The 19,971-nt window shown below is 46.2% G+C and carries 21 protein-coding genes; 12 read left to right on the forward strand and 9 right to left on the reverse strand.

Annotated elements, in window-relative coordinates:
* Positions 1–124: 124 nt before the first annotated feature.
* Together OOJ59_RS22450 and OOJ59_RS22455 are read right to left on the reverse strand one after the other, a co-directional pair.
* A complete protein-coding gene (locus OOJ59_RS22450; protein WP_268063490.1) occupies positions 125–757 on the reverse strand; it encodes a hypothetical protein in 633 nt (210 codons plus the stop codon).
* Positions 758–1,281: 524 nt separating this feature from the next.
* On the reverse strand, positions 1,282–1,650 hold the full coding sequence (locus OOJ59_RS22455; RefSeq protein ID WP_160956561.1) for a hypothetical protein: 369 nt from the start codon (positions 1,648–1,650) through the stop codon (positions 1,282–1,284).
* Positions 1,651–1,853: 203 nt separating this feature from the next.
* Here OOJ59_RS22455 and OOJ59_RS22460 point away from each other — a divergent pair.
* Positions 1,854–3,028 (forward strand): IS3 family transposase gene (locus tag OOJ59_RS22460; RefSeq protein WP_137399272.1). Its coding sequence is split into 2 segments (ribosomal slippage): positions 1,854–2,112 and positions 2,112–3,028, totalling 1,176 coding nucleotides; the frame shifts between segments, so codons are not numbered across the junction.
* Here OOJ59_RS22460 and OOJ59_RS22465 read toward each other — a convergent pair.
* The 6 genes from OOJ59_RS22465 to OOJ59_RS22490 all read right to left on the reverse strand — a co-directional run bounded on the left by OOJ59_RS22465 (position 3,003) and on the right by OOJ59_RS22490 (position 7,156).
* Positions 3,003–3,185 carry a hypothetical protein gene (locus OOJ59_RS22465; protein WP_268063491.1) on the reverse strand — a complete coding sequence of 61 codons (183 nt, stop codon included), beginning with the start codon at positions 3,183–3,185 and terminating at the stop codon, positions 3,003–3,005. The two genes, OOJ59_RS22460 and OOJ59_RS22465, sit on opposite strands and share 26 nt — an antisense overlap.
* Before the next feature lie 372 nt (positions 3,186–3,557).
* A complete protein-coding gene (locus tag OOJ59_RS22470) occupies positions 3,558–3,974 on the reverse strand; it encodes a hypothetical protein (RefSeq protein WP_193157033.1) in 417 nt (138 codons plus the stop codon).
* Between the two features lie 2 nt (positions 3,975–3,976).
* Positions 3,977–4,459: a hypothetical protein gene (locus OOJ59_RS22475; RefSeq protein WP_193157031.1), complete on the reverse strand. Its 483-nt coding sequence runs from the start codon at positions 4,457–4,459 to the stop codon at positions 3,977–3,979.
* Positions 4,460–4,514: 55 nt separating this feature from the next.
* Entirely contained in the window at positions 4,515–5,150 is a 636-nt protein-coding gene (locus OOJ59_RS22480) for a hypothetical protein (RefSeq protein WP_193157029.1), read from the reverse strand.
* A gap of 160 nt (positions 5,151–5,310) precedes the next feature.
* Positions 5,311–6,081, reverse strand: a complete 771-nt coding sequence (locus OOJ59_RS22485; protein ID WP_160956165.1) for a hypothetical protein — start codon at positions 6,079–6,081, stop codon at positions 5,311–5,313.
* A gap of 745 nt (positions 6,082–6,826) precedes the next feature.
* Entirely contained in the window at positions 6,827–7,156 is a 330-nt protein-coding gene (locus OOJ59_RS22490) for a hypothetical protein (RefSeq protein ID WP_160956164.1), read from the reverse strand.
* Between the two features lie 298 nt (positions 7,157–7,454).
* Here OOJ59_RS22490 and OOJ59_RS22495 point away from each other — a divergent pair, with 298 nt between their 5' ends.
* From OOJ59_RS22495 to OOJ59_RS22525, 7 genes are all read left to right on the forward strand, one after another.
* Positions 7,455–7,811 carry a YdiL family protein gene (locus OOJ59_RS22495; RefSeq protein WP_038640241.1) on the forward strand — a complete coding sequence of 119 codons (357 nt, stop codon included), beginning with the start codon at positions 7,455–7,457 and terminating at the stop codon, positions 7,809–7,811.
* A 48-nt stretch (positions 7,812–7,859) separates the two neighbouring features.
* On the forward strand, positions 7,860–9,080 hold the full coding sequence (locus OOJ59_RS22500; protein WP_038640240.1) for an MFS transporter: 1,221 nt from the start codon (positions 7,860–7,862) through the stop codon (positions 9,078–9,080).
* A 238-nt stretch (positions 9,081–9,318) separates the two neighbouring features.
* On the forward strand, positions 9,319–10,554 hold the full coding sequence (locus OOJ59_RS22505) for an MFS transporter (protein ID WP_038640238.1): 1,236 nt from the start codon (positions 9,319–9,321) through the stop codon (positions 10,552–10,554).
* Between the two features lie 21 nt (positions 10,555–10,575).
* Entirely contained in the window at positions 10,576–11,442 is an 867-nt protein-coding gene (gene ydiB, locus OOJ59_RS22510; protein ID WP_069324249.1) for a quinate/shikimate dehydrogenase, read from the forward strand.
* A 36-nt stretch (positions 11,443–11,478) separates the two neighbouring features.
* Complete coding sequence (gene aroD, locus OOJ59_RS22515) at positions 11,479–12,237, forward strand: type I 3-dehydroquinate dehydratase (RefSeq protein ID WP_085049445.1); 759 nt, start codon at positions 11,479–11,481, stop codon at positions 12,235–12,237.
* Positions 12,238–12,394: 157 nt separating this feature from the next.
* On the forward strand, positions 12,395–13,990 hold the full coding sequence (locus OOJ59_RS22520; protein ID WP_085049446.1) for an acyl CoA:acetate/3-ketoacid CoA transferase: 1,596 nt from the start codon (positions 12,395–12,397) through the stop codon (positions 13,988–13,990).
* A 13-nt stretch (positions 13,991–14,003) separates the two neighbouring features.
* Entirely contained in the window at positions 14,004–15,155 is a 1,152-nt protein-coding gene (locus tag OOJ59_RS22525; protein WP_121528972.1) for an acyl-CoA dehydrogenase, read from the forward strand.
* Positions 15,156–15,209: 54 nt separating this feature from the next.
* On the opposite strand, the gene OOJ59_RS22530 is transcribed toward OOJ59_RS22525, so the two are convergent.
* The gene (locus OOJ59_RS22530) at positions 15,210–16,100 is read right to left on the reverse strand and encodes an AraC family transcriptional regulator (protein ID WP_038640228.1); all 891 of its coding nucleotides are present in this window, start codon (positions 16,098–16,100) and stop codon (positions 15,210–15,212) included.
* Positions 16,101–16,574: 474 nt separating this feature from the next.
* Here OOJ59_RS22530 and OOJ59_RS22535 point away from each other — a divergent pair, with 474 nt between their 5' ends.
* Genes OOJ59_RS22535 through OOJ59_RS22550 form a run of 4 tightly spaced genes read left to right on the forward strand, consistent with a single transcriptional unit; the run spans position 16,575 to position 19,931 of the window.
* Positions 16,575–17,339 carry an electron transfer flavoprotein gene (locus tag OOJ59_RS22535; protein ID WP_160956163.1) on the forward strand — a complete coding sequence of 255 codons (765 nt, stop codon included), beginning with the start codon at positions 16,575–16,577 and terminating at the stop codon, positions 17,337–17,339.
* A gap of 21 nt (positions 17,340–17,360) precedes the next feature.
* Positions 17,361–18,296 (forward strand): electron transfer flavoprotein subunit alpha, encoded by a 936-nt coding sequence (locus OOJ59_RS22540; RefSeq protein WP_085049449.1) that lies wholly within the window; start codon positions 17,361–17,363, stop codon positions 18,294–18,296.
* A gap of 55 nt (positions 18,297–18,351) precedes the next feature.
* Positions 18,352–19,641 (forward strand): FAD-dependent oxidoreductase, encoded by a 1,290-nt coding sequence (locus tag OOJ59_RS22545; protein ID WP_160956162.1) that lies wholly within the window; start codon positions 18,352–18,354, stop codon positions 19,639–19,641.
* Positions 19,638–19,931: a ferredoxin gene (locus OOJ59_RS22550; protein ID WP_038640220.1), complete on the forward strand. Its 294-nt coding sequence runs from the start codon at positions 19,638–19,640 to the stop codon at positions 19,929–19,931. Before OOJ59_RS22545 ends, OOJ59_RS22550 begins: the two co-directional genes overlap by 4 nt.
* Positions 19,932–19,971 lie beyond the last annotated feature (40 nt).

Below are 19,971 nucleotides of genomic sequence, written 5' to 3' on the forward strand. Positions count from 1 at the left end.
CCGACGCCGCTCAGGTCCTGATAACACTTCAACCATCTTATTATTCTGACTGGTGCTAAACATAGGTCTAAGACTACCTCTTATTTTAAGAGAGGCGAAGTGTCTGGTGATCTATGGGGCCAGTCTATAAATCATATTCCCGTTGTTTATTCCATCTGGCATTTTCTGCATCATTTTTAATTTGTGATAATGAACGTTCATCCTTTAGCATTGACAATAAGTCTGTAGCACAATGGTTATCAACTCTTGCTACTTGCTTAGGTGCAGCCTCTAAACGTCCTGTAATTGGGTTAACCGTCTTGCCTTCTGGTATTGGCTTAGGTTCTGGTGTGATAGCCTTTTTAACTTCTTCCTCTGTATGTGAATCAGGATTAGCTATAACCTCTGCCTGTTCAGTCTCTCTTTCATCTTCTTTAAATTGAGCATACCATTCAGCCTCTACACGCTTGCAGTTTTCTAATATAAATTCATCATTGAAGTTATATTGAATCCTTTTATTTCTCCTCCCAGCTTCTGTATAAATAACTCTTGTTAAAATACCTTTATCTTCAAGAATCTTACCATGTGCTGTTATGTCATCTATTTTCTTTATCCCTGTAGACATTGATAAGCGTTCTCTAGCTGGATTACAAACATTGTTGTAAGACATACAGCGATAGTGAAGCAGAGACACTAATAATGCATATTGAGTAAAAGTAAGGCCAAATGCTTTACTAGCATATTGAATAGCATAATCACGTACATATTCTTTTTTCATTTAATTCTCCTTAGATTGGAGTGATGTTATATTTACCTTGTGCAGTAATCATCACAAAGCTTAGATACAAGAGCAGGAATTGAAATGTGTTGCTGATTAGCAATAGTCAAAAGCTGCTGAAAAGTTTCAGGTGTAAAACGAATATTCATATAAACCTCCTAATATTAACCACTACTTAAATACTGAATGGCAACATATTTATTCCTTTTTTGTACACTTTTATTAACATATTTATTAACTTTTGATAGGTTTATAGTGAATGAAAATTACAGACACCCTGAAAGGGGGTATGCTACAGCAATACTTATTTTCACTCTTAACTTACAGACCCCCTGAAAAGGTGTATAAGGCAAAAGAACAATTGCTAAAGCAAAAGTATAAATAATGAAGGATAAAGAAAAAGGCCTCTCAAAAAGAGAAGCCTTTAAAAAGAACGCTGATAAGAAATAGAAACAGACAGAAAGGACTAAGCTTAGCCTTTACATCATAAAGCAAGCTTTATCATTCAGCGAACACTACAGCGATTAATTGCCACCGCAAGCGGAGGAATCAACTGTTTGAAAGTTAACCTGCTTACCATCCTCAGTCTCATAATAAGAAAGATAGAACAGCTTGTTACCCTGTCCACTTCTTGCAGTAAGATAGAGATAGTTCTTGTCTTTGTTGATGAAGTAAAAACGTTTAGATAATCCGCTTCCCAAATTCTTACTATTAATCAAGAAGTAATCCTTACCAGCGTAATTAATCCTTTTGGAAGCAACCCCTTGTAGCGTACACGGATAAGCAACAACCTTTACCAGTGAATACCATTTTATCTTACTCATTAACCATGCTACGAGAACTACAGATATCCACACAAGAGGATGCGTATAAGCTAACCACGTTGAATGCATCTATTCAGTTCCTTAGTGAAGCTACAGCGACTATTCTTGCAGAAAGGAATCAAAAGAAGCAATTAATTTATAAGTGGTTCCACTTACCATTCTAACCTCTACTAGTTCAGGCACAGCATGAATGTCATATTGTAGTGGCATAGTGAATTTGGCCACCTGAATAGAGGTGATATCATCACCTCATAGTCAAAACAGGTGACATTATGACCGGACGTAACAGACGCAATTTTAGCCCCGAGTTTCGCCTCGAGGCTGCCCAGCTTGTACTCGATCAGCATTACACCGTTGCCGCCGCTGCCACTGCGATGAATGTCGGCAAATCCACGATGGATAAATGGGTTCGACAACTGAAAGAAGAGCGAGCGGGAAAATCACCCATAGCTTCACCCATGACACCTGAGCAGATTGAGATACGTGAGTTGAAGAAAAGACTTCAACGCGTTGAAATGGAACGGGATATATTAAAAAAGGCTACCGCGCTCTTGATGTCAGACTCCCTGAACAATTCTCATTAGTTGAGAAACTCAGGGCGCGGTTTCCTGTTGCCGTTGTGTGCAACGTGTTTGGGGTTCATCGCAGCAGTTATAAATACTGGCGGCAGCCCAGGAAGCCTGACGCCACGAGAGTGGCATTACTGAGCCTTGTGCGTGAAGTTTATCGCGAAAGTAACGGTTCAGCAGGAGCGCGAAGCATTGCCGCAATGGTCACCACCAAAGGTATAAAACTGAGCCGCTGGCGGGCAACAAAGCTGATGAAAGCGCTCAATATTATCAGCTGTCAGCAACCTGGCCATCGTTATAAGAAGGCGTCTAAGGAACACATTGAGATCCCTAATTATCTGGATCGCCAGTTTGCTGTTACCGAGCCTAATCAGGCCTGGTGTGGTGATGTGACTTATATCTGGACGGGAAAACGCTGGGCTTATCTGGCTGTTGTACTCGATTTGTTTTCCCGTAAACCGGTTGGCTGGGCGATGTCATTTTTCCCTGATTCCGCACTGACAGGTAAAGCCCTGTCGATGGCCTGGGAAGCACGGGGAAAACCGGCTAATTTACTGTATCACTCGGATCAAGGCAGTCACTATACCAGCAGGAATTTCAGACAGTTACTGTGGAGATATCAGATAAAGCAAAGCCTGAGTCGCCGGGGAAATTGCTGGGATAACAGCCCAATGGAACGGTTCTTCAGAAGCCTGAAAACAGAGTGGGTACCGGATAATGGCTACGCGAATTTTAGCCAAGCCAGCACGGCAATAACGAATTACATCACAGGATATTACAGCCAGCTCAGACCTCATCAATATAATGGTGGTTTGACGCCGAATGAATCAGAACGATTGTTCTGGAAAAACTCTAAAGCTGTGGCCAGTTTTTGTTGACCACTACATATGCGTTCCCCGCCTCGTAATAAGTACCCTGTTCAATGGCATCAATCTTTACAGCCTCCTCAATCAGCGAGGTATTAATAGCTTTTTCAGCAGAGACAACCATGTGTGTTTCAGAGTCTAAATGGCTAAACACTTCAAATACTTTCATAACGCATTCCTTATTAACAAAAAAAATAGTTCTACTTTTCAGGAAACAGTTTAATCCATTCCCTCCACTTCAACGACTGAGGAACAGGCCCATTAACACTTGCTCTCATTCGATTCATTCTGATAGCCGGAATACCTAAGCTTTCAGGGCTTTTAAGTTTCTTAACATAAGTACATCTACACCCTTCATGAAAAGGAGGTAGTAATTCGGGAGCGGAGAGAGGAATAAGCAACCCGTCGCGTTCCCCACACTTATGGCAGGTATTGTAATCGAGAGTAGCTACAATTTCGTACCCTTCAACAATATCTTCATCTTTCACAGAACGCCCTCACATACAAAAAAACGTTTAAATATCTTTTTCATTTGTTATTCCTACTGAACCTTTCCGGTTTTCTGACAGGTTTTAAACTCTGAGGAAGAAGGGATTACACCTGTTCCATTCTCAGCAGCTTTAAGTTCCTTCCCATCCTTAATAAGATAGAGGAATGGGTATTCAGCCAATGCACTTTGCGCCCACACCTGAACAGAGCCTACAGAGCCATAAAGAACAGAGCTTGAGACTGTGTAACCACGGTCAGCCACTGGAACTACAAAGAAGATTTTGTAGAAGTGGTGTTCAACCTGAAAGGAAACATCAGCACCACATGAATAGTTACCTACATCTTCCTTAGTTAGAAATGATTTAGCAGTTTTATCAATATGTTCACTATCCAGCTTTTCACCAGCAGCTCGAATAGAACACCCACTAAGAAGCCCTGCAATTAAAGCAGCTACAATTAGTTTCTTCATGCTTAGCCCTGTTTGTTATTGATAGTATTATTAATGGTTACAGGTGCTTTATCTGTATTCAGCGTATTAAGAGGGCTATCAATCTTCATCGTAGCATCTGGTGTATTTAGTGTAATTGACTTATCTAAGTCCCATGCAGAGCCTGTAGCAAGGTCTACACCACCACATATAATGACACCGCAAAGAACATCACCCCATAGCCAGCCATTCAGATTATCATTGATTGTAGAAGTGATAGGTGTACTGGTAGCTGTTCGACGTAAGCTCACTGTGTAAGGTGCATCACCACGCTTTAAATTCACTGTAGCAGGTGCAACACCATCAGCCACTTCTGCACCATCAGCATTACGGATAGAGTAAAGAGCGGGTGCATTAGTCTTAATGGCTACAGGCTGTGTTTTACCATCCACGATTAAGCAGCATCCAGACAAAGAAGAAGCCAGTACAGCAGCACCAACTAAAGACGCCATAAATTTGATTTTCATTGCTTGTGCTTTCCTAAAATATAAATATAAATTATTTTGCTATCATCACTAACTTTTATTTTATTTCTTCACACGTATATTGAACATCAGCAAAATTGTTTTTTAAATCTAGCGTTTGTGTGGTCAGATAATATTTATTAACCTTGGCCTTATCATCGGAATTTAAAACATTAAACATATTGTTTTTAGAATCAGGAGGAGTAACAGTAAAGAATGTAAATACCACTTCATCGTCGTTAGCATTCTTACCACCTGCTGAGGCCTTACCTACATATGCCCCTGTGTAATCCTGTGATTGCACTCCCTCATGTTCATAACGACTATCAGGAACATCATTTTTAGCAATCACAAAGCCATTCTGTGAAACGGAAATAAACTCATACATTCCGATTGTAGGTAATCCGCCGTTAAGGTCTTTATCAGTTGTAACCACATCATCGACAGTTACGCTCTGACCACCTGAACATTTATAATGAGTCGTGCTGTGGTCTGTTATGTCATTCCATTCAGTGAAAGGGACTAAATCAGAAGCAGCATAGTTAGCTTCTACTTCTGGTGTTTTGTGATTGGCTTTAACTACAGGGGCCGCATTGCTGGTAGTATCTGAACACTTAGCCGCTGTGAAAGCACAAGCACCCAAGAACAGAGCGCCACAAACGCCAGTTCTAACTACAAAGAATTTACGAAACATACAAGCTCTCTTAGTCTGCTAAGCGGTCTATTTTATCGTCTGAACGCAAAATAAACTTGCGATTCTCTTTAACTAAATATTAAATATCCCTTCTAAACCCTCTGTAAGCCCCGCTATTCGTTTTGTTATTAACAGGGCTACCAGAGTATTCATTTATAAATTAAGCCTGTGTAGTGGCTTCTGGTGAAGTTTCAAAAGCTTCTACAAGGTCTGCTGCTAATTGATTACCTTTTCCTTTCAGGTCAATAAGACGGTCTAAATCTTCTTTTTCTACAGTCTCATTAGCAGTAATAATTTCTTTCATACGCGTTAAGAAGTCGCTTATCTCCTGCTCTGATTCTTCCTGTAACTGTCTCTTTGATTTCTTTACTGGTACTTCTGTTGCAGCATGTTCATCTTTGATTAATTCTGCAATATCACCCATAGAAGCTTTAAGTTCATTTGCAATTCTATCTTGAGCCTCTAGAAGCTTAATCTCTGTCATTTCTGAAAAAACAGTATGCAGAATATCAGGTGCTTTTTCCTTGCAGCATTTCAGCAGCAAATCAAAAAACTGCTTCTGCTCACGTGTGATGCTTACACCCTCGGCTTCTTTCCTAGCCCTAAGCTCTGCTGCTTCCTTTTCAGTTTTAGCTGTTTCTTCTTCTGCAACCTTACGGGCAAGAGCCTTACCTTCTGCTTCTGTTCTCCCTAAATGCCAGTGCTGAAGTTGCACATTTGCCAGCTTTAATTCCTTCTCTTTTGTCACATAATTAAAGATGGCGCTCTGTGGTAGCTTAGGTGTTTTATCACCTTTGATATAAGGAGCAAACTTAACAGCCTCTTTGATACGGTCAGAAACATTTTCTTTCCCATTCTTATTACCTAATACATCAATATCAATACCAGCTTCTTTGATTACCTTTGCTACATCTTCAAATCTTGCGTTCATTCTCAATCTCTCTTGCTTGCTGTTTACATAACTGGGAAGCAAATGTTGCGCTTATATATCTTCTTAAGAAAGCGCTTATTAATCACAAAGCACAAATACATTAAATAGTGATGCATAAATAGCCCTTGATAACAAATGATTAACCAGAGGCGTATATTTTATCTCCATGAAAACTAACGGATAAATACGGATGAACACGGATTGTTCGTATACATATGTTTAACCCATTTAACGCGATGAGATAACACCTGTAATTATATGTAAGGCAGCTAAGAACATGCTCACAAGGCTATATTCTGCCTGAATTAGCACAAATAGCTTAAATATCGCGGTGTTTATTACGCTTACTCACGTAAGCAGCCACTGAAAGGAAGAACTAATAACCAACTGCATTAATGCATCTCTCACCAAAAGGTTAAACATCACAAGATGTACAGGCCACATCACATAGCTAGCGGGAATAATAAGAAGCTCTGCTTCTGTATGAGTCCTTCACATAGCATCACGTCGCTCGTACAGAAGCAGAGCTTCTTACTGTTGCACACACGTAGCACACAATCTTGTGCACACTCACACACAAGTTATTGTTTTATATGGATGAAGGTAGATTGATATAATCTTTAACGGTTTTCTCTTTCCACTCAGTGTTAGCTTCAAAGAAAGATTTCTTGCAGCCTCTAACGTTGTATTAGGGAATGCTGCTAATTCTTTCTGTATCGACGTATAAGCCACTTTCTCAGATTGGCTAGGTTTGCATTGCCTCACCCATTACAGGGGCTTGTGGAGCGTCCTGTGAAGCCGTCCCTAACATCATGTTCAACTTAACAATCTTACTTTCATTGATCAGGCTGTCACGACACTTTGTTAACATCGCCTTCATTGATTGTAGCGGGGCTTCAAATTGTGAAAGTTCCACGTAACGCAATGTCATTTTCGTAGCTCGTTTTTGGGCTTCCTGCACATCGTAGGTTTGAAGATGGATCGTTAGCATTCCTCCATCGTGGCGCTTTCTCCAGATGTACCCTTTCCCCTTCACTAATGTTGTGTACTGAATGTGTACCGTTTGTGTATTCATCGCTCATGCCTTGCTACGTCTGGTTTCTATGGCGATTACTCTACATCCCTTGCTACATCTGGCTTTAGCGTCAACGTGCTAAAAATCAAATGTGCATCCTGCTAGATTTTGCCCATCTCCCACGATGGGCTTTTTTTTGTCCTTCACTCACCTCTGCACTCGACTGGCTGCAAAACTCAGTACCTCTTCCCTGCTATACAACAAATAATATTGCACAAGATACTGTGACTCTCTTCAAGTCGAAATATCCACAGCAATGCTATTACTATTCCACCGTCTTTTATGAGGTGATCAAATAATGAACGCATTGGAACTGCAGGCTATCCGCCATATTTTTGCTATGACGGTGGAAGAAAGCGCGATGTATATCTCGCGTGATAATAATGTTGCCGCATGGCAACAATGGGAAAATGGCGAAAGGGAAATCCCGGAGTACATCGCGCACATTTGTAAAGAAATGAAAGCCAGACGGAAAGTAAGAATTAATGCAGTTATCGACAAAATTAATAACCGCATTGGTAATAACACTATGCGTTTTTTCCCCGATCTGAACTCATTTCAGACGGTTTATCACCACAACGATTTCCTCGACTGGAAAATCTATCAATCGGCTGCTGTTGAGCTCTACGCTCACGACCTTGAGCGTTTGTGTTAAGCATTTACAACGCCATACCAATTTAGCCTCTTCGCTGAGTAACACATTATGAAAAACACCTATTTCTCCACTGCGATAGGGCTGTACTTTAATTACCTGGTCCACGGCATGGGGGTCATTCTGATGAGCCTCAATATGTCTTCGCTTGAACACCAGTGGCAAACCAACGCCGCGGGCGTCTCGATCGTTATTTCCTCGCTGGGCATCGGTCGTTTAAGTGTCTTATTAATGGCTGGCATGCTCTCCGATCGCTATGGCCGCCGACCGTTTATTATTTTCGGCATGATCTGCTACCTGATTTTCTTTGTTGGCATCATCAATACGCATAGTATTTTTATCGCCTATGCCTTTGGCTTTCTGGCGGGAATGGCCAACAGTTTTCTCGATGCCGGAACCTATCCCAGCCTGATGGAGGCGTTTCCCCGATCGCCCAGTACAGCCAATATATTAATAAAAGCCTTCGTCTCCAGCGGCCAGTTTCTGCTTCCTATGATTATCAGTTTGTTGGTGTGGGCCGAGCTTTGGTTTGGCTGGTCCTTCCTGCTGGCGGCCGCCATTATGATAATCAACGGCGTGTTTTTGTTTCGCTGTCGCTTCCCGGCGCATCCAGGAAATCAAACTTCCATCAAGGCATTACCTGCTAAACGGGAAACCCAACAATCTGAACATCGTTGTTCGATTCTCGATCTTGCCTGTTACACTCTGTATGGCTATATCGCCATGGCGACATTTTATCTGGTAAGTCAGTGGCTGGCGCAGTACGGACAGTTTGTTGCTGGCATGCCTTATACGTTATCTATCAAATTGTTAAGCATTTACACCTGCGGCTCTTTGCTGTGCGTATTGATTACTGCTCCACTGGCGCGCAAAGCGGAACGCGCGACATTGTTGTTGATGCTGTACACCTTTATTTCATTTATTGCGCTGCTGGTGGTTTGCCTGCACCCGACACCCTACGTGGTTATCACCTTTGCGTTTGTCATTGGATTTTCTTCAGCCGGAGGCGTGGTGCAAATCGGTTTAACGCTGATGGCGGCACGCTTTCCACATGCAAAGGGTAAAGCGACCGGCATTTACTACAGCGCGGGCAGCATTGCGACTTTCACCATTCCGCTGATCACAGCAAGAATCTCTGAGACCAGCATTGCTCATATCATGTGGTTTGATGCCGGTATCGCCGCGGTCGGTTTCCTGTTGGCGCTGTTTATTGGGTATCGCAGCCGCGCCGCATTAAAACATCAACTAAAAATGGCGACGGTCGCAGAATAACGGGGATGCAATATTGTTCATCCCTTCTGCAACATAATTGGCTGCCCTTTTAAATTATCAGCGAAAAGTCATCAGGAAGAATTAAATTCACAGTTTAAGATGCAAAATACCTGGTAAGTTAAACGCCATGCTATGTAGGTAATGTGTCTACTGAACGGTATATTAAGCACAAGGTCGCCGAAATTTAAAAATATCGTCAAGCACGAAATAATTTTAAAATCCGCAAGGAGTTGTGAAAATGTCTCAAAACAAGACCTTTAACACGCCATTTCTTCTGGCGATAATCTGTATTTATTTAAGTTATTTTCTCCACGGCATTAGCGTCATTACGCTGGCGCAAAATATGACGTCTCTCGCAGAAAAGTTCTCCACCGACAATGCCGGGATTGCCTATTTAATTTCAGGCATTGGTTTGGGGCGACTGGTGAGTATTTTATTCTTTGGTGTGCTCTCAGATAAGTTTGGCCGCCGGGCGATCATTCTGTTAGGCGCTATTCTGTATATGCTGTTTTTCTTCGGTATTCCCGCCAGCCCTAATCTGCTGATTGCCTTTATTCTGGCTGTTTGCGTTGGCGTGGCTAACTCGGCGCTGGATACCGGTGGCTATCCGGCATTAATGGAATGCTTCCCCAAAGCATCAGGATCGGCTGTTATCCTGGTTAAAGCGATGGTCTCGTTCGGGCAGATGCTCTACCCCATTGTCGTCAGCACCATGCTGCTCAACCACATCTGGTACGGCTATGCGGTCATTATCCCCGGCGTACTGTTCGTCGTTATCACCCTGATGCTGTTAAAAAGCCGCTTTCCCAGCCAGATGGTGGATGCCGGTATCGCCAAAGAGCTGCCACAGATGAACAGCAAACCGTTGGTCTGGCTGGAAGGCGTCGCTTCCGTGATGTTCGGTGTCGCGGCGTTTTCAACCTTTTACGTCATCGTGGTCTGGATGCCGAAATACGCCATGGCGTTTGCCGGCATGGCGGAAGCCGACGCCCTGAAAACGATCTCTTACTACAGTATGGGATCGTTGGTCTGCGTATTTATTTTTGCCGCCCTGCTGAAGAAAATGGTTCGACCGATATGGGCAAATGTGTTTAACGCCGCGCTGGCAACCATCACCGCAGCGGTCATCTATTTATATCCCTCTCCGCTGGTGTGTAACGCCGGTTCATTTCTGATTGGTTTCTCTGCCGCTGGCGGTATTTTACAGCTTGGCGTCTCGGTGATGTCAGAGTTTTTCCCCAGGAGCAAAGCCAAAGTCACCAGTGTTTATATGATGATGGGTGGCGTAGCCAATTTTATTATCCCATTAATCACCGGATACCTTTCTAACATTGGCCTGCAATACATCATTTTGCTGGACTTTGCATTTGCTCTGCTGGCCTTCATCACCGCCATCATCGTCTTTATTCGTTACTACCGCGTATTTGATATTCCCAAAAATGATGTGCGGTTGGGCGAACGTTATTTTCAATAAATTGTTTAGAAGGAGTATCAAATGGACGTAACTGCTAAATATGAACTGATTGGCTTAATGGCCTACCCTATCAGACATAGTCTGTCACCAGAAATGCAAAACAAGGCATTAGAAAAAGCGGGACTACCTTTTACCTACATGGCATTTGAAGTCGATAACTCAACGTTTGCCAATGCCATTGCCGGACTGAAAGCGTTGAAGATGCGCGGCACCGGGGTCTCTATGCCCAATAAGCAGTTGGCATGTGAATATGTTGATGAATTGACCCCTGCGGCCAAACTGGTCGGCGCAATCAATACCATCGTGAACGATGATGGTTACCTGCGCGGTTACAATACCGATGGCACCGGTCATATTCGCGCCATTAAAGAAAGCGGCTTCGATATTAAAGGTAAAACCATGGTACTGTTGGGCGCGGGCGGCGCATCGACAGCCATTGGCGCGCAGGCGGCCATTGAAGGCATCAAAGAAATTAAGCTGTTTAACCGTAAAGATGAATTCTTTGAAAAGGCGCAGGCATTCGCCAAACGCGTCAATGAAAACACCGATTGCGTCGTGACCGTTATCGATCTCGCCGATCGGCAAGCATTTGCCGATGCCCTCGCCAGCGCGGATATTCTGACCAACGGCACAAAAGTCGGCATGAAGCCGCTGGACAACGAATCTCTCGTGACCGACGTTTCCCTGCTGCGCCCGGAGCTGCTGGTGACTGAATGCGTTTATAACCCGCATATGACCAAATTATTGCAACAGGCGCAACTTGCGGGTTGCAAAACAATTGATGGTTACGGCATGTTGTTATGGCAAGGGGCTGAACAGTTCAAACTCTGGACCGGGAAAGATTTCCCACTGGAGTATGTGAAACAGGTTATGGGTTTTGCAGCCTGACGGGCACGCATTTGTAATATATTTAAAGGGTAATCAATGAAAACCGTAACCGTAAGAAACCTCGTCATTGGCGAGGGTGCGCCGAAGATCATTGTCTCGCTGATGGGTATAGACATCGCCACGGTAAAAAGCGAAGCGCTGGCCTATCGCGAAGCAGATTTCGACATTCTGGAATGGCGAGTTGACCATTTCAGCGATGTCTCTTCCACAGATGCCGTGCTGGAAGCGGCTCGCGCCATCCGCGATGTGATAGCGGACAAACCGCTACTTTTCACCTTCCGCAGCGCCAAAGAAGGCGGTGAACAGGCACTGTCTGTCGAAAACTATATTGCACTTAACCGTGCAGCAGTAGACAGCGGTCTGGTGGATATGATCGACCTGGAGCTTTTCACCGGTGATGAGCTGGTTAAAGCGACCGTCGAACATGCCCACGCGAAAAATGTCAGCGTGATTATGTCGAATCATGATTTCCATAAGACACCAGCCGCAGAGGAGATCATCCAGCGTCTGCGTAAAATGCAGGAACTTGGCGCGGATATTCCTAAAATCGCCCTGATGCCGCAAAACAAAACGGATGTGCTGACACTGTTGGGCGCTACGCTGGAAATGCAAGAGCGCTATGCGGACCGGCCGATAATTACCATGTCGATGGCTAAAACTGGGGTGATTTCACGTCTCTCCGGCGAGGTTTTCGGTTCAGCAGCCACCTTTGGCGCCGTTAAAAAAGCGTCGGCCCCGGGACAAATTTCGGTCGCCGATCTGCGTACTGTATTAACAATATTGCATCAGGCTTAATAGCAGAATATATCCACATCACTATTAGCAATGCCCTGCCCCAGATATTCGCTTAACCACGAATATCTGGCTGGCAGCTAAGCCTGATTAAATTAACTCACAATATTATTGTCGACTATAGCGACAGGTAGTCGCACGCATATAATCTGGAGTTTATATGAAATTTCTAAGACCAAACCGTATCGATGGTCGGGTACCTGTATTATCCGCAGCAGAAGCCATTAATTATATTCCTGATGAAGCAACCCTCTGCGTATTAGGCGCAGGCGGTGGTATTCTTGAAGCAACCACATTAATTAATGCATTGGCAGAAAAATACAAAAATACGCAATCACCACGTAATTTATCATTAATTAGCCCAACGGGTTTAGGCGACCGCGCCGACCGCGGAATCAGCCCGCTGGCGCAGGAAGGTTTAGTCAAATGGGCGCTCTGCGGCCACTGGGGACAATCGCCACGAATCTCCGACCTGGCTGAGCAGAATAAAATCGCTGCCTATAACTATCCTCAGGGCGTATTGACCCAAGCTCTGCGAGCATCAGCAGCCCACCAGCCTGGCATTCTGAGTGATATCGGCATCGGTACGTTTGTCGATCCTCGCCAACAGGGCGGCAAACTGAATGAGGTGACGACCGAAGATCTGATCAAACTGGTGGAAATCGATAACAAAGAGTACCTCTATTATAAAGCCATTGCGCCAAACATCGCGTTTATTCGCGCCACGACCTGCGATAGCGAAGGCTACGCCACCTTTGAAGATGAAGTGATGTATCTCGATGCGCTGGTGATTGCTCAGGCCGTACACAACAACGGCGGCATCGTCATGATGCAGGTGCAAAAAATGGTGAAGAAAGCCACGTTGCATCCGAAAGCGGTGCGTATTCCGGGCTATCTGGTCGATATTGTGGTCATCGACCCCGACCAAACCCAACTGTACGGTGGCGCGCCGGTTAACCGTTTTATTTCCGGCGATTTTGTCCTCGATGACAGCCAGCAAACAGCCCTGCCGCTTAACCAGCGTAAACTGGTGGCCAGACGCGCGCTGTTCGAAATGCGTAAAGGCGCGGTCGGCAACGTTGGCGTGGGCATCGCCGACGGGATTGGCCTTGTCGCACGCGAAGAAGGTTGTGCCGACGATTTTATTCTGACGGTCGAAACCGGCCCGATTGGCGGCATTACGTCTCAGGGCATCGCGTTTGGCGCCAACGTCAACACCCGCGCCATTCTGGATATGACCTCCCAGTTTGACTTCTACCACGGCGGCGGGCTGGATGTGTGTTATTTAAGTTTTGCTGAAGTGGATCGGCACGGCAATGTCGGCGTACATAAATTCAATGGCAAAATCATGGGCACCGGCGGTTTTATCGATATTAGCGCCACCTCCAAGAAAATTATTTTTTGCGGCACGTTAACTGCCGGAAGTTTGAAAACGGAAGTTGCCGACGGCAAGTTAAATATCGTGCAGGAAGGTCGGGTGAAAAAATTCGTTAACGAATTACCTGAAGTCACGTTCAGTGGAAAAATTGCCCTTGAGCGTGGTCTCGATGTGCGTTACATCACCGAACGCGCTGTATTTACGTTAAAAGAAGATGGCCTCCATTTAGTTGAAATTGCGCCAGGGGTCTCTTTGCAGGAAGACATTCTCGACAAAATGGACTTCACTCCGATTATTTCCCCAGACCTGAAACTGATGGACGAAAGATTATTTATCGATGCCTCGATGGGCTTTGTATTACCCGACGCAGCCAATTAAAAGGAGTACCCTGATGGACTTTTCATTAACTGAAGAACAAGAACTGTTGCTTTCCAGCATTCGCGAACTGATTACCAGCAATTTCCCGGAAGAGTATTTCCGCACCTGCGATCAGACGGCGACTTACCCGAAGGAATTTATGCGAGCTCTTGCGGACAACGGTATTTCGATGCTGGGCGTTCCGGAAGAGTTTGGCGGCATCCCGGCTGATTACGTCACCCAGATGCTGGCGCTGATGGAAGTGTCAAAATGTGGCGCGCCCGCATTTTTGATCACCAATGGTCAGTGCATCCACAGCATGCGACGTTTTGGCTCCGCCGAGCAGCTGCGTAAAACGGCAGAAAGCACCATGGAAACGGGCGATCCAGCGTATGCGCTGGCATTAACCGAACCGGGAGCAGGCTCCGACAATAACAGCGCCACCACCAGCTATACCCGCAAAAACGGCAAGGTGTATCTCAACGGGCAAAAAACATTTATCACCGGCGCTAAAGAGTATCCGTACATGCTGGTACTGGCTCGCGACCCGGAGCCGAAAGATCCGAAGAAAGCCTTTACGCTATGGTGGGTGGATTCAAAGAAACCTGGCATTAAGGTTAACCCACTGCATAAAATCGGCTGGCACATGTTAAGCACCTGCGAAGTCTATCTTGATAACGTTGAAGTGGACGAAAGCGATATGGTCGGCGAAGAAGGCATGGGCTTCCTTAATGTAATGTACAACTTTGAAATGGAACGCCTGATCAACGCCGCGCGCAGCACGGGTTTTGCCGAATGCGCCTTCGAAGATGCCGCTCGTTACGCTAACCAACGCATCGCATTTGGTAAGCCAATTGGTCATAACCAGATGATCCAGGAAAAACTGGCTCTGATGGCAATAAAAATCGAAAACATGCGTAATATGGTGCTGAAGGTCGCCTGGCAGGCCGATCAGGAACAGTCGCTGCGCACAAGTGCGGCGCTGGCAAAACTGTATTGTGCACGTACGGCAATGGAAGTGATTGACGACGCAATTCAGATTATGGGCGGACTGGGTTACACCGATGAAGCACGCGTATCCCGATTCTGGCGCGATGTCCGCTGTGAGCGCATTGGCGGTGGTACCGATGAAATCATGATTTACGTCGCGGGTCGCCAAATCCTGAAAGATTATCAAAATAAGTAAGCGGTATAACTGACCGGATAGCGCGGATGCGCTATCCGGGACGGTGCGGGGGAATCAGACTTCAGGCATCAGGCATTCTTGCTCAGCAAGGTTATTTTTAAACTGCCTACGATAATCGCTGGGAGTACATCCCACATGCCGCTGAAAAAGTTTGGCAAAATGATCGACGTTTTCATACCCTACCCGCCACGAAATTTCCGCCAACGAGGCCTCGGTATTAGTCAGGGAAAATTTTGCCTCCGTCATTCGTCGCTGAATAACATAATTGATGGGTGAAATACGATACTCCTTGGTAAATTCATGGCAGATATAGCTCACGCTGGCGCGGAATTTTTTAGATAACTGTTCGAGAGTGATTTTTTCGCGGAAATTGTTATTTAAATAGACCAGTACATCTTTAATTAAGACATCTTTTTTAATATATCCTTGTTCAGAGCGGTAAGCATTTTTAAAGTTTTCGTAATATAACACGGTTAATGCATACGCGAATGCGTCATAAGCGGAAGAAGTCAGGTTGTTCTTGCTCTGCGGGAGCATCACCCCCAGTTCATTAAAAATACTCTTAATAACCTCTTTACCCTGACTGACGTTAATGACCGGACACGAGTGCGTCTGCAATAGCTGATTATCCTGCCAGCCTTTAAACCGGAAACCGTAGAGCGCGCAGGTGTAAGTGGTAGCCGGTGCGCTGGTATCAGATGCAACCGCATGTAATCGCCCTTGTTCAATCACCACAATGTCCCCGGCATGCGCGACATACAGCGAAGAGTCGATGATTAATCTTGCAACCCCCTTTTTAACATAGATAAGCTCCGTTTCATTATCATGAACATGATGGCCGGATTCCCAGTTAGGATCATCGCTAATGACGAATCGGGAAAGTCTCGGCGTTTTCCCCTGCTCAAAAAGGGTCTCCATGGCATTATCAAAGCAGCGTTGATACATGACAACCTCCACCTAAAGGCAGTAATTTTGCGAATAATTAATATCAGAAAGCGAAAACAATAATGATGTTATACAACGTTATTCCTTGCTGGCGAAACAAAATTATTTGCGTCGACTGCAAGATGATACCTCCTGCCCCGTCGCGCTGTTCTCCACGATTATTTCCGTTTTATAAATATTGATAAGAGTAAATGTTATTAATTCAACATTAACAATTTACATATCAGAAACAAATTAAGCGTAGAAACGATAAAAAACAGGATGCATTTCGCAATTATCCTTCCCTGGTGTGTTTGCTATTTTTTTTCTTCAGTACACAACCCCGAACTCTCGTTTATGAAACAAGCATTCCCGCCGCACTTTTTTTTGCAAGATTGTTGGGAATGAAAACAGATTGCCCCGTCGAAAACAGTCCCCTCTCTGCCGCACACTATTTTCAGTTAATTTTCCCTACTGTGGATGACTGGAGATGCCATGAAAATAATAACCTGCTTTAAGTTGGTGCCTGAAGAACAGGACATTGTTGTTACCCCACAGCGTTCGCTTAACTTTGACCGGGCCGACGCCAAAATCAGCCAGTTTGATCTGAATGCGATTGAGGCCGCGGCGCAACTGAGTACGGAGGGTGATGAAATCGTCGCTTTAACCGTGGGCGGCTCGCTACTGCAAAATTCCAAAGTGCGTAAAGACGTGCTGTCGCGTGGACCGGACAGTTTGTTCATGGTGCAGGATCCACAGCTGGAGCATTCATTGCCCCGCGACACCGCTCAGGCGCTGGTCTACGCGGCCAAAAATATGAATTTCGACCTGATGCTGTTCGGAGAAGGATCGGGGGATATCTACGCCCAACAGGTTGGCTTACTGGTTGGCGAACTGTTGCAACTCCCGGTGATTAGCGCCGTCAGCAACATCCAACGTAATGGCGACCGCATTGTGGTTGAGCGTACTCTGGAAGATGAAGTCGAAGTGATTGACCTGCCGCTCCCCGCTGTACTCTGCGTAACCTCGGATATCAACACGCCGCGTATTCCCTCAATGAAAGCCATTCTCGGCGCGGGTAAAAAGCCCGTCACAACATGGCAAGCCAGCGATATTGGCTGGACGCCGGCGTCACCGTTAGCGGAACTGGTAAGCCTTACGGTACCGCCACAAACAGAACGTAAGAACATCATTCTGGAAAATGACTCGGCTGAAGCCATTGCCGAACTGGCGGAACACCTGAAAAAAGCCCTGAACTAAGCTCAACGGAGAGAAATTATCATGAGTAAATTAGCTAACGTATGGGTGTTCAGCGATAACGTAGAACGCTACGCAGAATTAATGGCCGGCGCGCGTCAGTGGGGTGAACACGTCCATCTTATTGTACAAGGCAGCGAACAAGCTAATCAGGTTAAACCTCTGGGTGCCGATGAGATAATCGTGCTCGAAGCCCCCTCCGGTTTACAGCGTGTTGAAAATTACGCCGAAACCATTGCAGCGCAGATGCAAGAACACGCCGGAATGCTGTTGATGCCCGCTACAAAGCGCGCGAAATCACTTGGGGCACGGTTAAGCATCCAACTCAATGCCGCAATGGTGAACGACGCAATATCGGTGACGCTTGAGGATGACACCGTGTTCGCAGAGCACCGCATGTATGGTGGTCTGGCATTCGGCAAAGAAAAAATCAAAAGCGCGCTGGCAATTATCACGCTAGCCCCAGGGGTGCTTGAACCCGTAGCGGAAAACGCATCGCACACCTGTCCTGTTGTCTCGGCAGCTTACATCGCACCGCTTCATGAAATTATGTGCCAGGAACGTCGCGCCAAATCCGTGAGCAGCGTGGACCTCAGTAAAGCCAAACGTGTGGTTGGCGTGGGGCGCGGCCTGGTTGCGCAACACGATCTGGAGATGGTGCACCAGTTGGCATCGGTACTGGGTGCAGAAGTGGGCTGTTCACGCCCGATTGCCGAAGGCGAAAACTGGATGGAGCGCGAACGCTACATTGGCGTTTCTGGTGTGTTACTGAAATCAGACCTTTACCTCACGTTAGGCATCTCAGGACAAATTCAACACATGGTCGGCGGTAACGGCGCGAAAGTCATTGTCGCTATCAATAAAGACAAAAAAGCCCCTATTTTCAATTACGCCGATTACGGCCTGGTAGGCGATATCTACAAAGTTGTTCCGGCCCTTATCGAACATCTCAGCCGCTAACCCCCCATTTAACGCACATCTCCCGCTGCTTCGCGGCGGGAAAGGAGCATAAAGCATGTCAGATGAAAAATTCGATGCCATTGTGGTCGGTGCTGGCGTGGCGGGTACAGTTGCAGGCTACGTTATGGCGCAGGCCGGACTGGACGTGCTGGTCATCGAACGCGGAAACAGTGCGGGCAGTAAAAATATGACCGGTGGGCGACTCTATGCGCATAGTCTGGAACGCATCATGCCGGGATTCGCGCAGGAAGCACCACTCGAACGTAAAGTGACCCGCGAAAAAATATCCTTCCTGACCGAAGAGAGCGCCGTAACGCTCGACTTTCATCGGGATAAAGACAACGCGCCAGCGCAGGATTCTTACACCGTGTTGCGCAACCGACTTGATCCCTGGCTGATGGAAAAAGCAGAACAGGCCGGCGCGCAGTTCATCCCCGGCGTACGCGTCGATGCGCTGATCCGCGAAGGTAATAAGGTCACCGGCGTGCAAGCTGGTGACGATATCCTGGAAGCCAATATTGTCATCCTGGCCGATGGCGTCAACTCAATATTAGGACGGTCGCTGGGGATGGTCCCTCCCTCTTCTGCTCACCACTATGCCGTTGGCGTAAAGGAGTTGATCGGCTTACCTCCGGCTGTGATTGCAGATCGATTCAACCTCTCAGGCGATGAAGGCGCAGCCTGGCTGTTTGCTGGTTCACCGTCTGATGGACTGATGGGGGGAGGCTTTCTGTATACCAACCAGGACTCGGTCTCTCTGGGGCTGGTATGCGGGCTGGGGAATATTGCTCACGCAACGAAAAGTATTCCACAAATGCTGGAAGACTTTAAGCAACACCCGACTATTCGTCCACTGATTGCGGGAGGAGAACTGCTGGAGTATTCCGCACATATGGTACCGGAAGGCGGTCTGGCAATGGTACCCAAACTGGTTGATGACGGCGTAATGATCGTCGGCGATGCCGCGGGTTTCTGTCTGAATCTGGGTTACACGGTGCGTGGTATGGATTTAGCAATAGCCTCCGCAGAAGCCGCCGCCCAAACCGCCATTGCAGCCAAAGAACGCCAGGACTTCTCTGCCAGCAGCCTGATGGACTACAAACGCGCCCTCGAACAGGGCTGTGTGATGCGTGATTTACAGCATTTTCGCAAGATCCCGGCGCTGATGGAAAACCCGCGCCTGTTCACCCAATACCCTCGCATGGTCGCAGATATCATGAACGATATGTTCACCGTTGACGGACGCCCGAACCAACCGATTCGTAAGATGATGATGTCCCATGCGAAGAAAATTGGGTTGATGAACTTACTGAAAGACGGCATCAAGGGGGCAACTGCGCTATGAGTCAGGACAATACCGTTAACGTCGACGTCAAGCTGGGCGTCAATAAATTCAATGTCGATGAAGGTCACCCGCACATTATTCTGGCCGAACATCCCGATCTGAATGAATTTCGCAAACTGCTGAAGGCCTGTCCCGCCGGACTGTATAAGCAGGACGAGAGTGGGAATATTCATTTTGATTCTGCTGGCTGCCTGGAGTGTGGCACCTGTCGGGTGCTGTGCGGCGATACGATCCTCGAACAATGGGAGTATCCGGCAGGAACATTTGGCATTGATTTTCGCTACGGCTAACGGATTGAGCCGTTGTACCCCGGATCGGCCTCCACGGCCA

Origin of the sequence: Citrobacter sp. W9, assembly GCF_026719375.1 — a bacterium.
GTDB lineage: Bacteria > Pseudomonadota > Gammaproteobacteria > Enterobacterales > Enterobacteriaceae > Citrobacter > Citrobacter werkmanii.

Excerpts from the sequence above, each read along its gene's own strand:
- OOJ59_RS22480 (WP_193157029.1), bottom strand. The coding sequence starts at position 5,150 with ATGTTTCGTAAATTCTTTGTAGTTAGAACTGGCGTTTGTGGCGCTCTG.
- OOJ59_RS22525 (WP_121528972.1), top strand. The coding sequence starts at position 14,004 with ATGGACTTTTCATTAACTGAAGAACAAGAACTGTTGCTTTCCAGCATT.
- OOJ59_RS22495 (WP_038640241.1), top strand. The coding sequence starts at position 7,455 with ATGAACGCATTGGAACTGCAGGCTATCCGCCATATTTTTGCTATGACG.
- OOJ59_RS22450 (WP_268063490.1), bottom strand. The coding sequence starts at position 757 with ATGAAAAAAGAATATGTACGTGATTATGCTATTCAATATGCTAGTAAA.
- OOJ59_RS22550 (WP_038640220.1), top strand. The coding sequence starts at position 19,638 with ATGAGTCAGGACAATACCGTTAACGTCGACGTCAAGCTGGGCGTCAAT.
- OOJ59_RS22505 (WP_038640238.1), top strand. The coding sequence starts at position 9,319 with ATGTCTCAAAACAAGACCTTTAACACGCCATTTCTTCTGGCGATAATC.
- aroD (WP_085049445.1), top strand. The coding sequence starts at position 11,479 with ATGAAAACCGTAACCGTAAGAAACCTCGTCATTGGCGAGGGTGCGCCG.
- ydiB (WP_069324249.1), top strand. The coding sequence starts at position 10,576 with ATGGACGTAACTGCTAAATATGAACTGATTGGCTTAATGGCCTACCCT.
- OOJ59_RS22465 (WP_268063491.1), bottom strand. The coding sequence starts at position 3,185 with ATGAAAGTATTTGAAGTGTTTAGCCATTTAGACTCTGAAACACACATG.
- OOJ59_RS22485 (WP_160956165.1), bottom strand. The coding sequence starts at position 6,081 with ATGAACGCAAGATTTGAAGATGTAGCAAAGGTAATCAAAGAAGCTGGT.
- OOJ59_RS22520 (WP_085049446.1), top strand. The coding sequence starts at position 12,395 with ATGAAATTTCTAAGACCAAACCGTATCGATGGTCGGGTACCTGTATTA.
- OOJ59_RS22475 (WP_193157031.1), bottom strand. The coding sequence starts at position 4,459 with ATGAAAATCAAATTTATGGCGTCTTTAGTTGGTGCTGCTGTACTGGCT.
- OOJ59_RS22545 (WP_160956162.1), top strand. The coding sequence starts at position 18,352 with ATGTCAGATGAAAAATTCGATGCCATTGTGGTCGGTGCTGGCGTGGCG.
- OOJ59_RS22470 (WP_193157033.1), bottom strand. The coding sequence starts at position 3,974 with ATGAAGAAACTAATTGTAGCTGCTTTAATTGCAGGGCTTCTTAGTGGG.
- OOJ59_RS22530 (WP_038640228.1), bottom strand. The coding sequence starts at position 16,100 with ATGTATCAACGCTGCTTTGATAATGCCATGGAGACCCTTTTTGAGCAG.
- OOJ59_RS22500 (WP_038640240.1), top strand. The coding sequence starts at position 7,860 with ATGAAAAACACCTATTTCTCCACTGCGATAGGGCTGTACTTTAATTAC.
- OOJ59_RS22540 (WP_085049449.1), top strand. The coding sequence starts at position 17,361 with ATGAGTAAATTAGCTAACGTATGGGTGTTCAGCGATAACGTAGAACGC.
- OOJ59_RS22490 (WP_160956164.1), bottom strand. The coding sequence starts at position 7,156 with ATGAATACACAAACGGTACACATTCAGTACACAACATTAGTGAAGGGG.
- OOJ59_RS22455 (WP_160956561.1), bottom strand. The coding sequence starts at position 1,650 with ATGCATTCAACGTGGTTAGCTTATACGCATCCTCTTGTGTGGATATCT.
- OOJ59_RS22535 (WP_160956163.1), top strand. The coding sequence starts at position 16,575 with ATGAAAATAATAACCTGCTTTAAGTTGGTGCCTGAAGAACAGGACATT.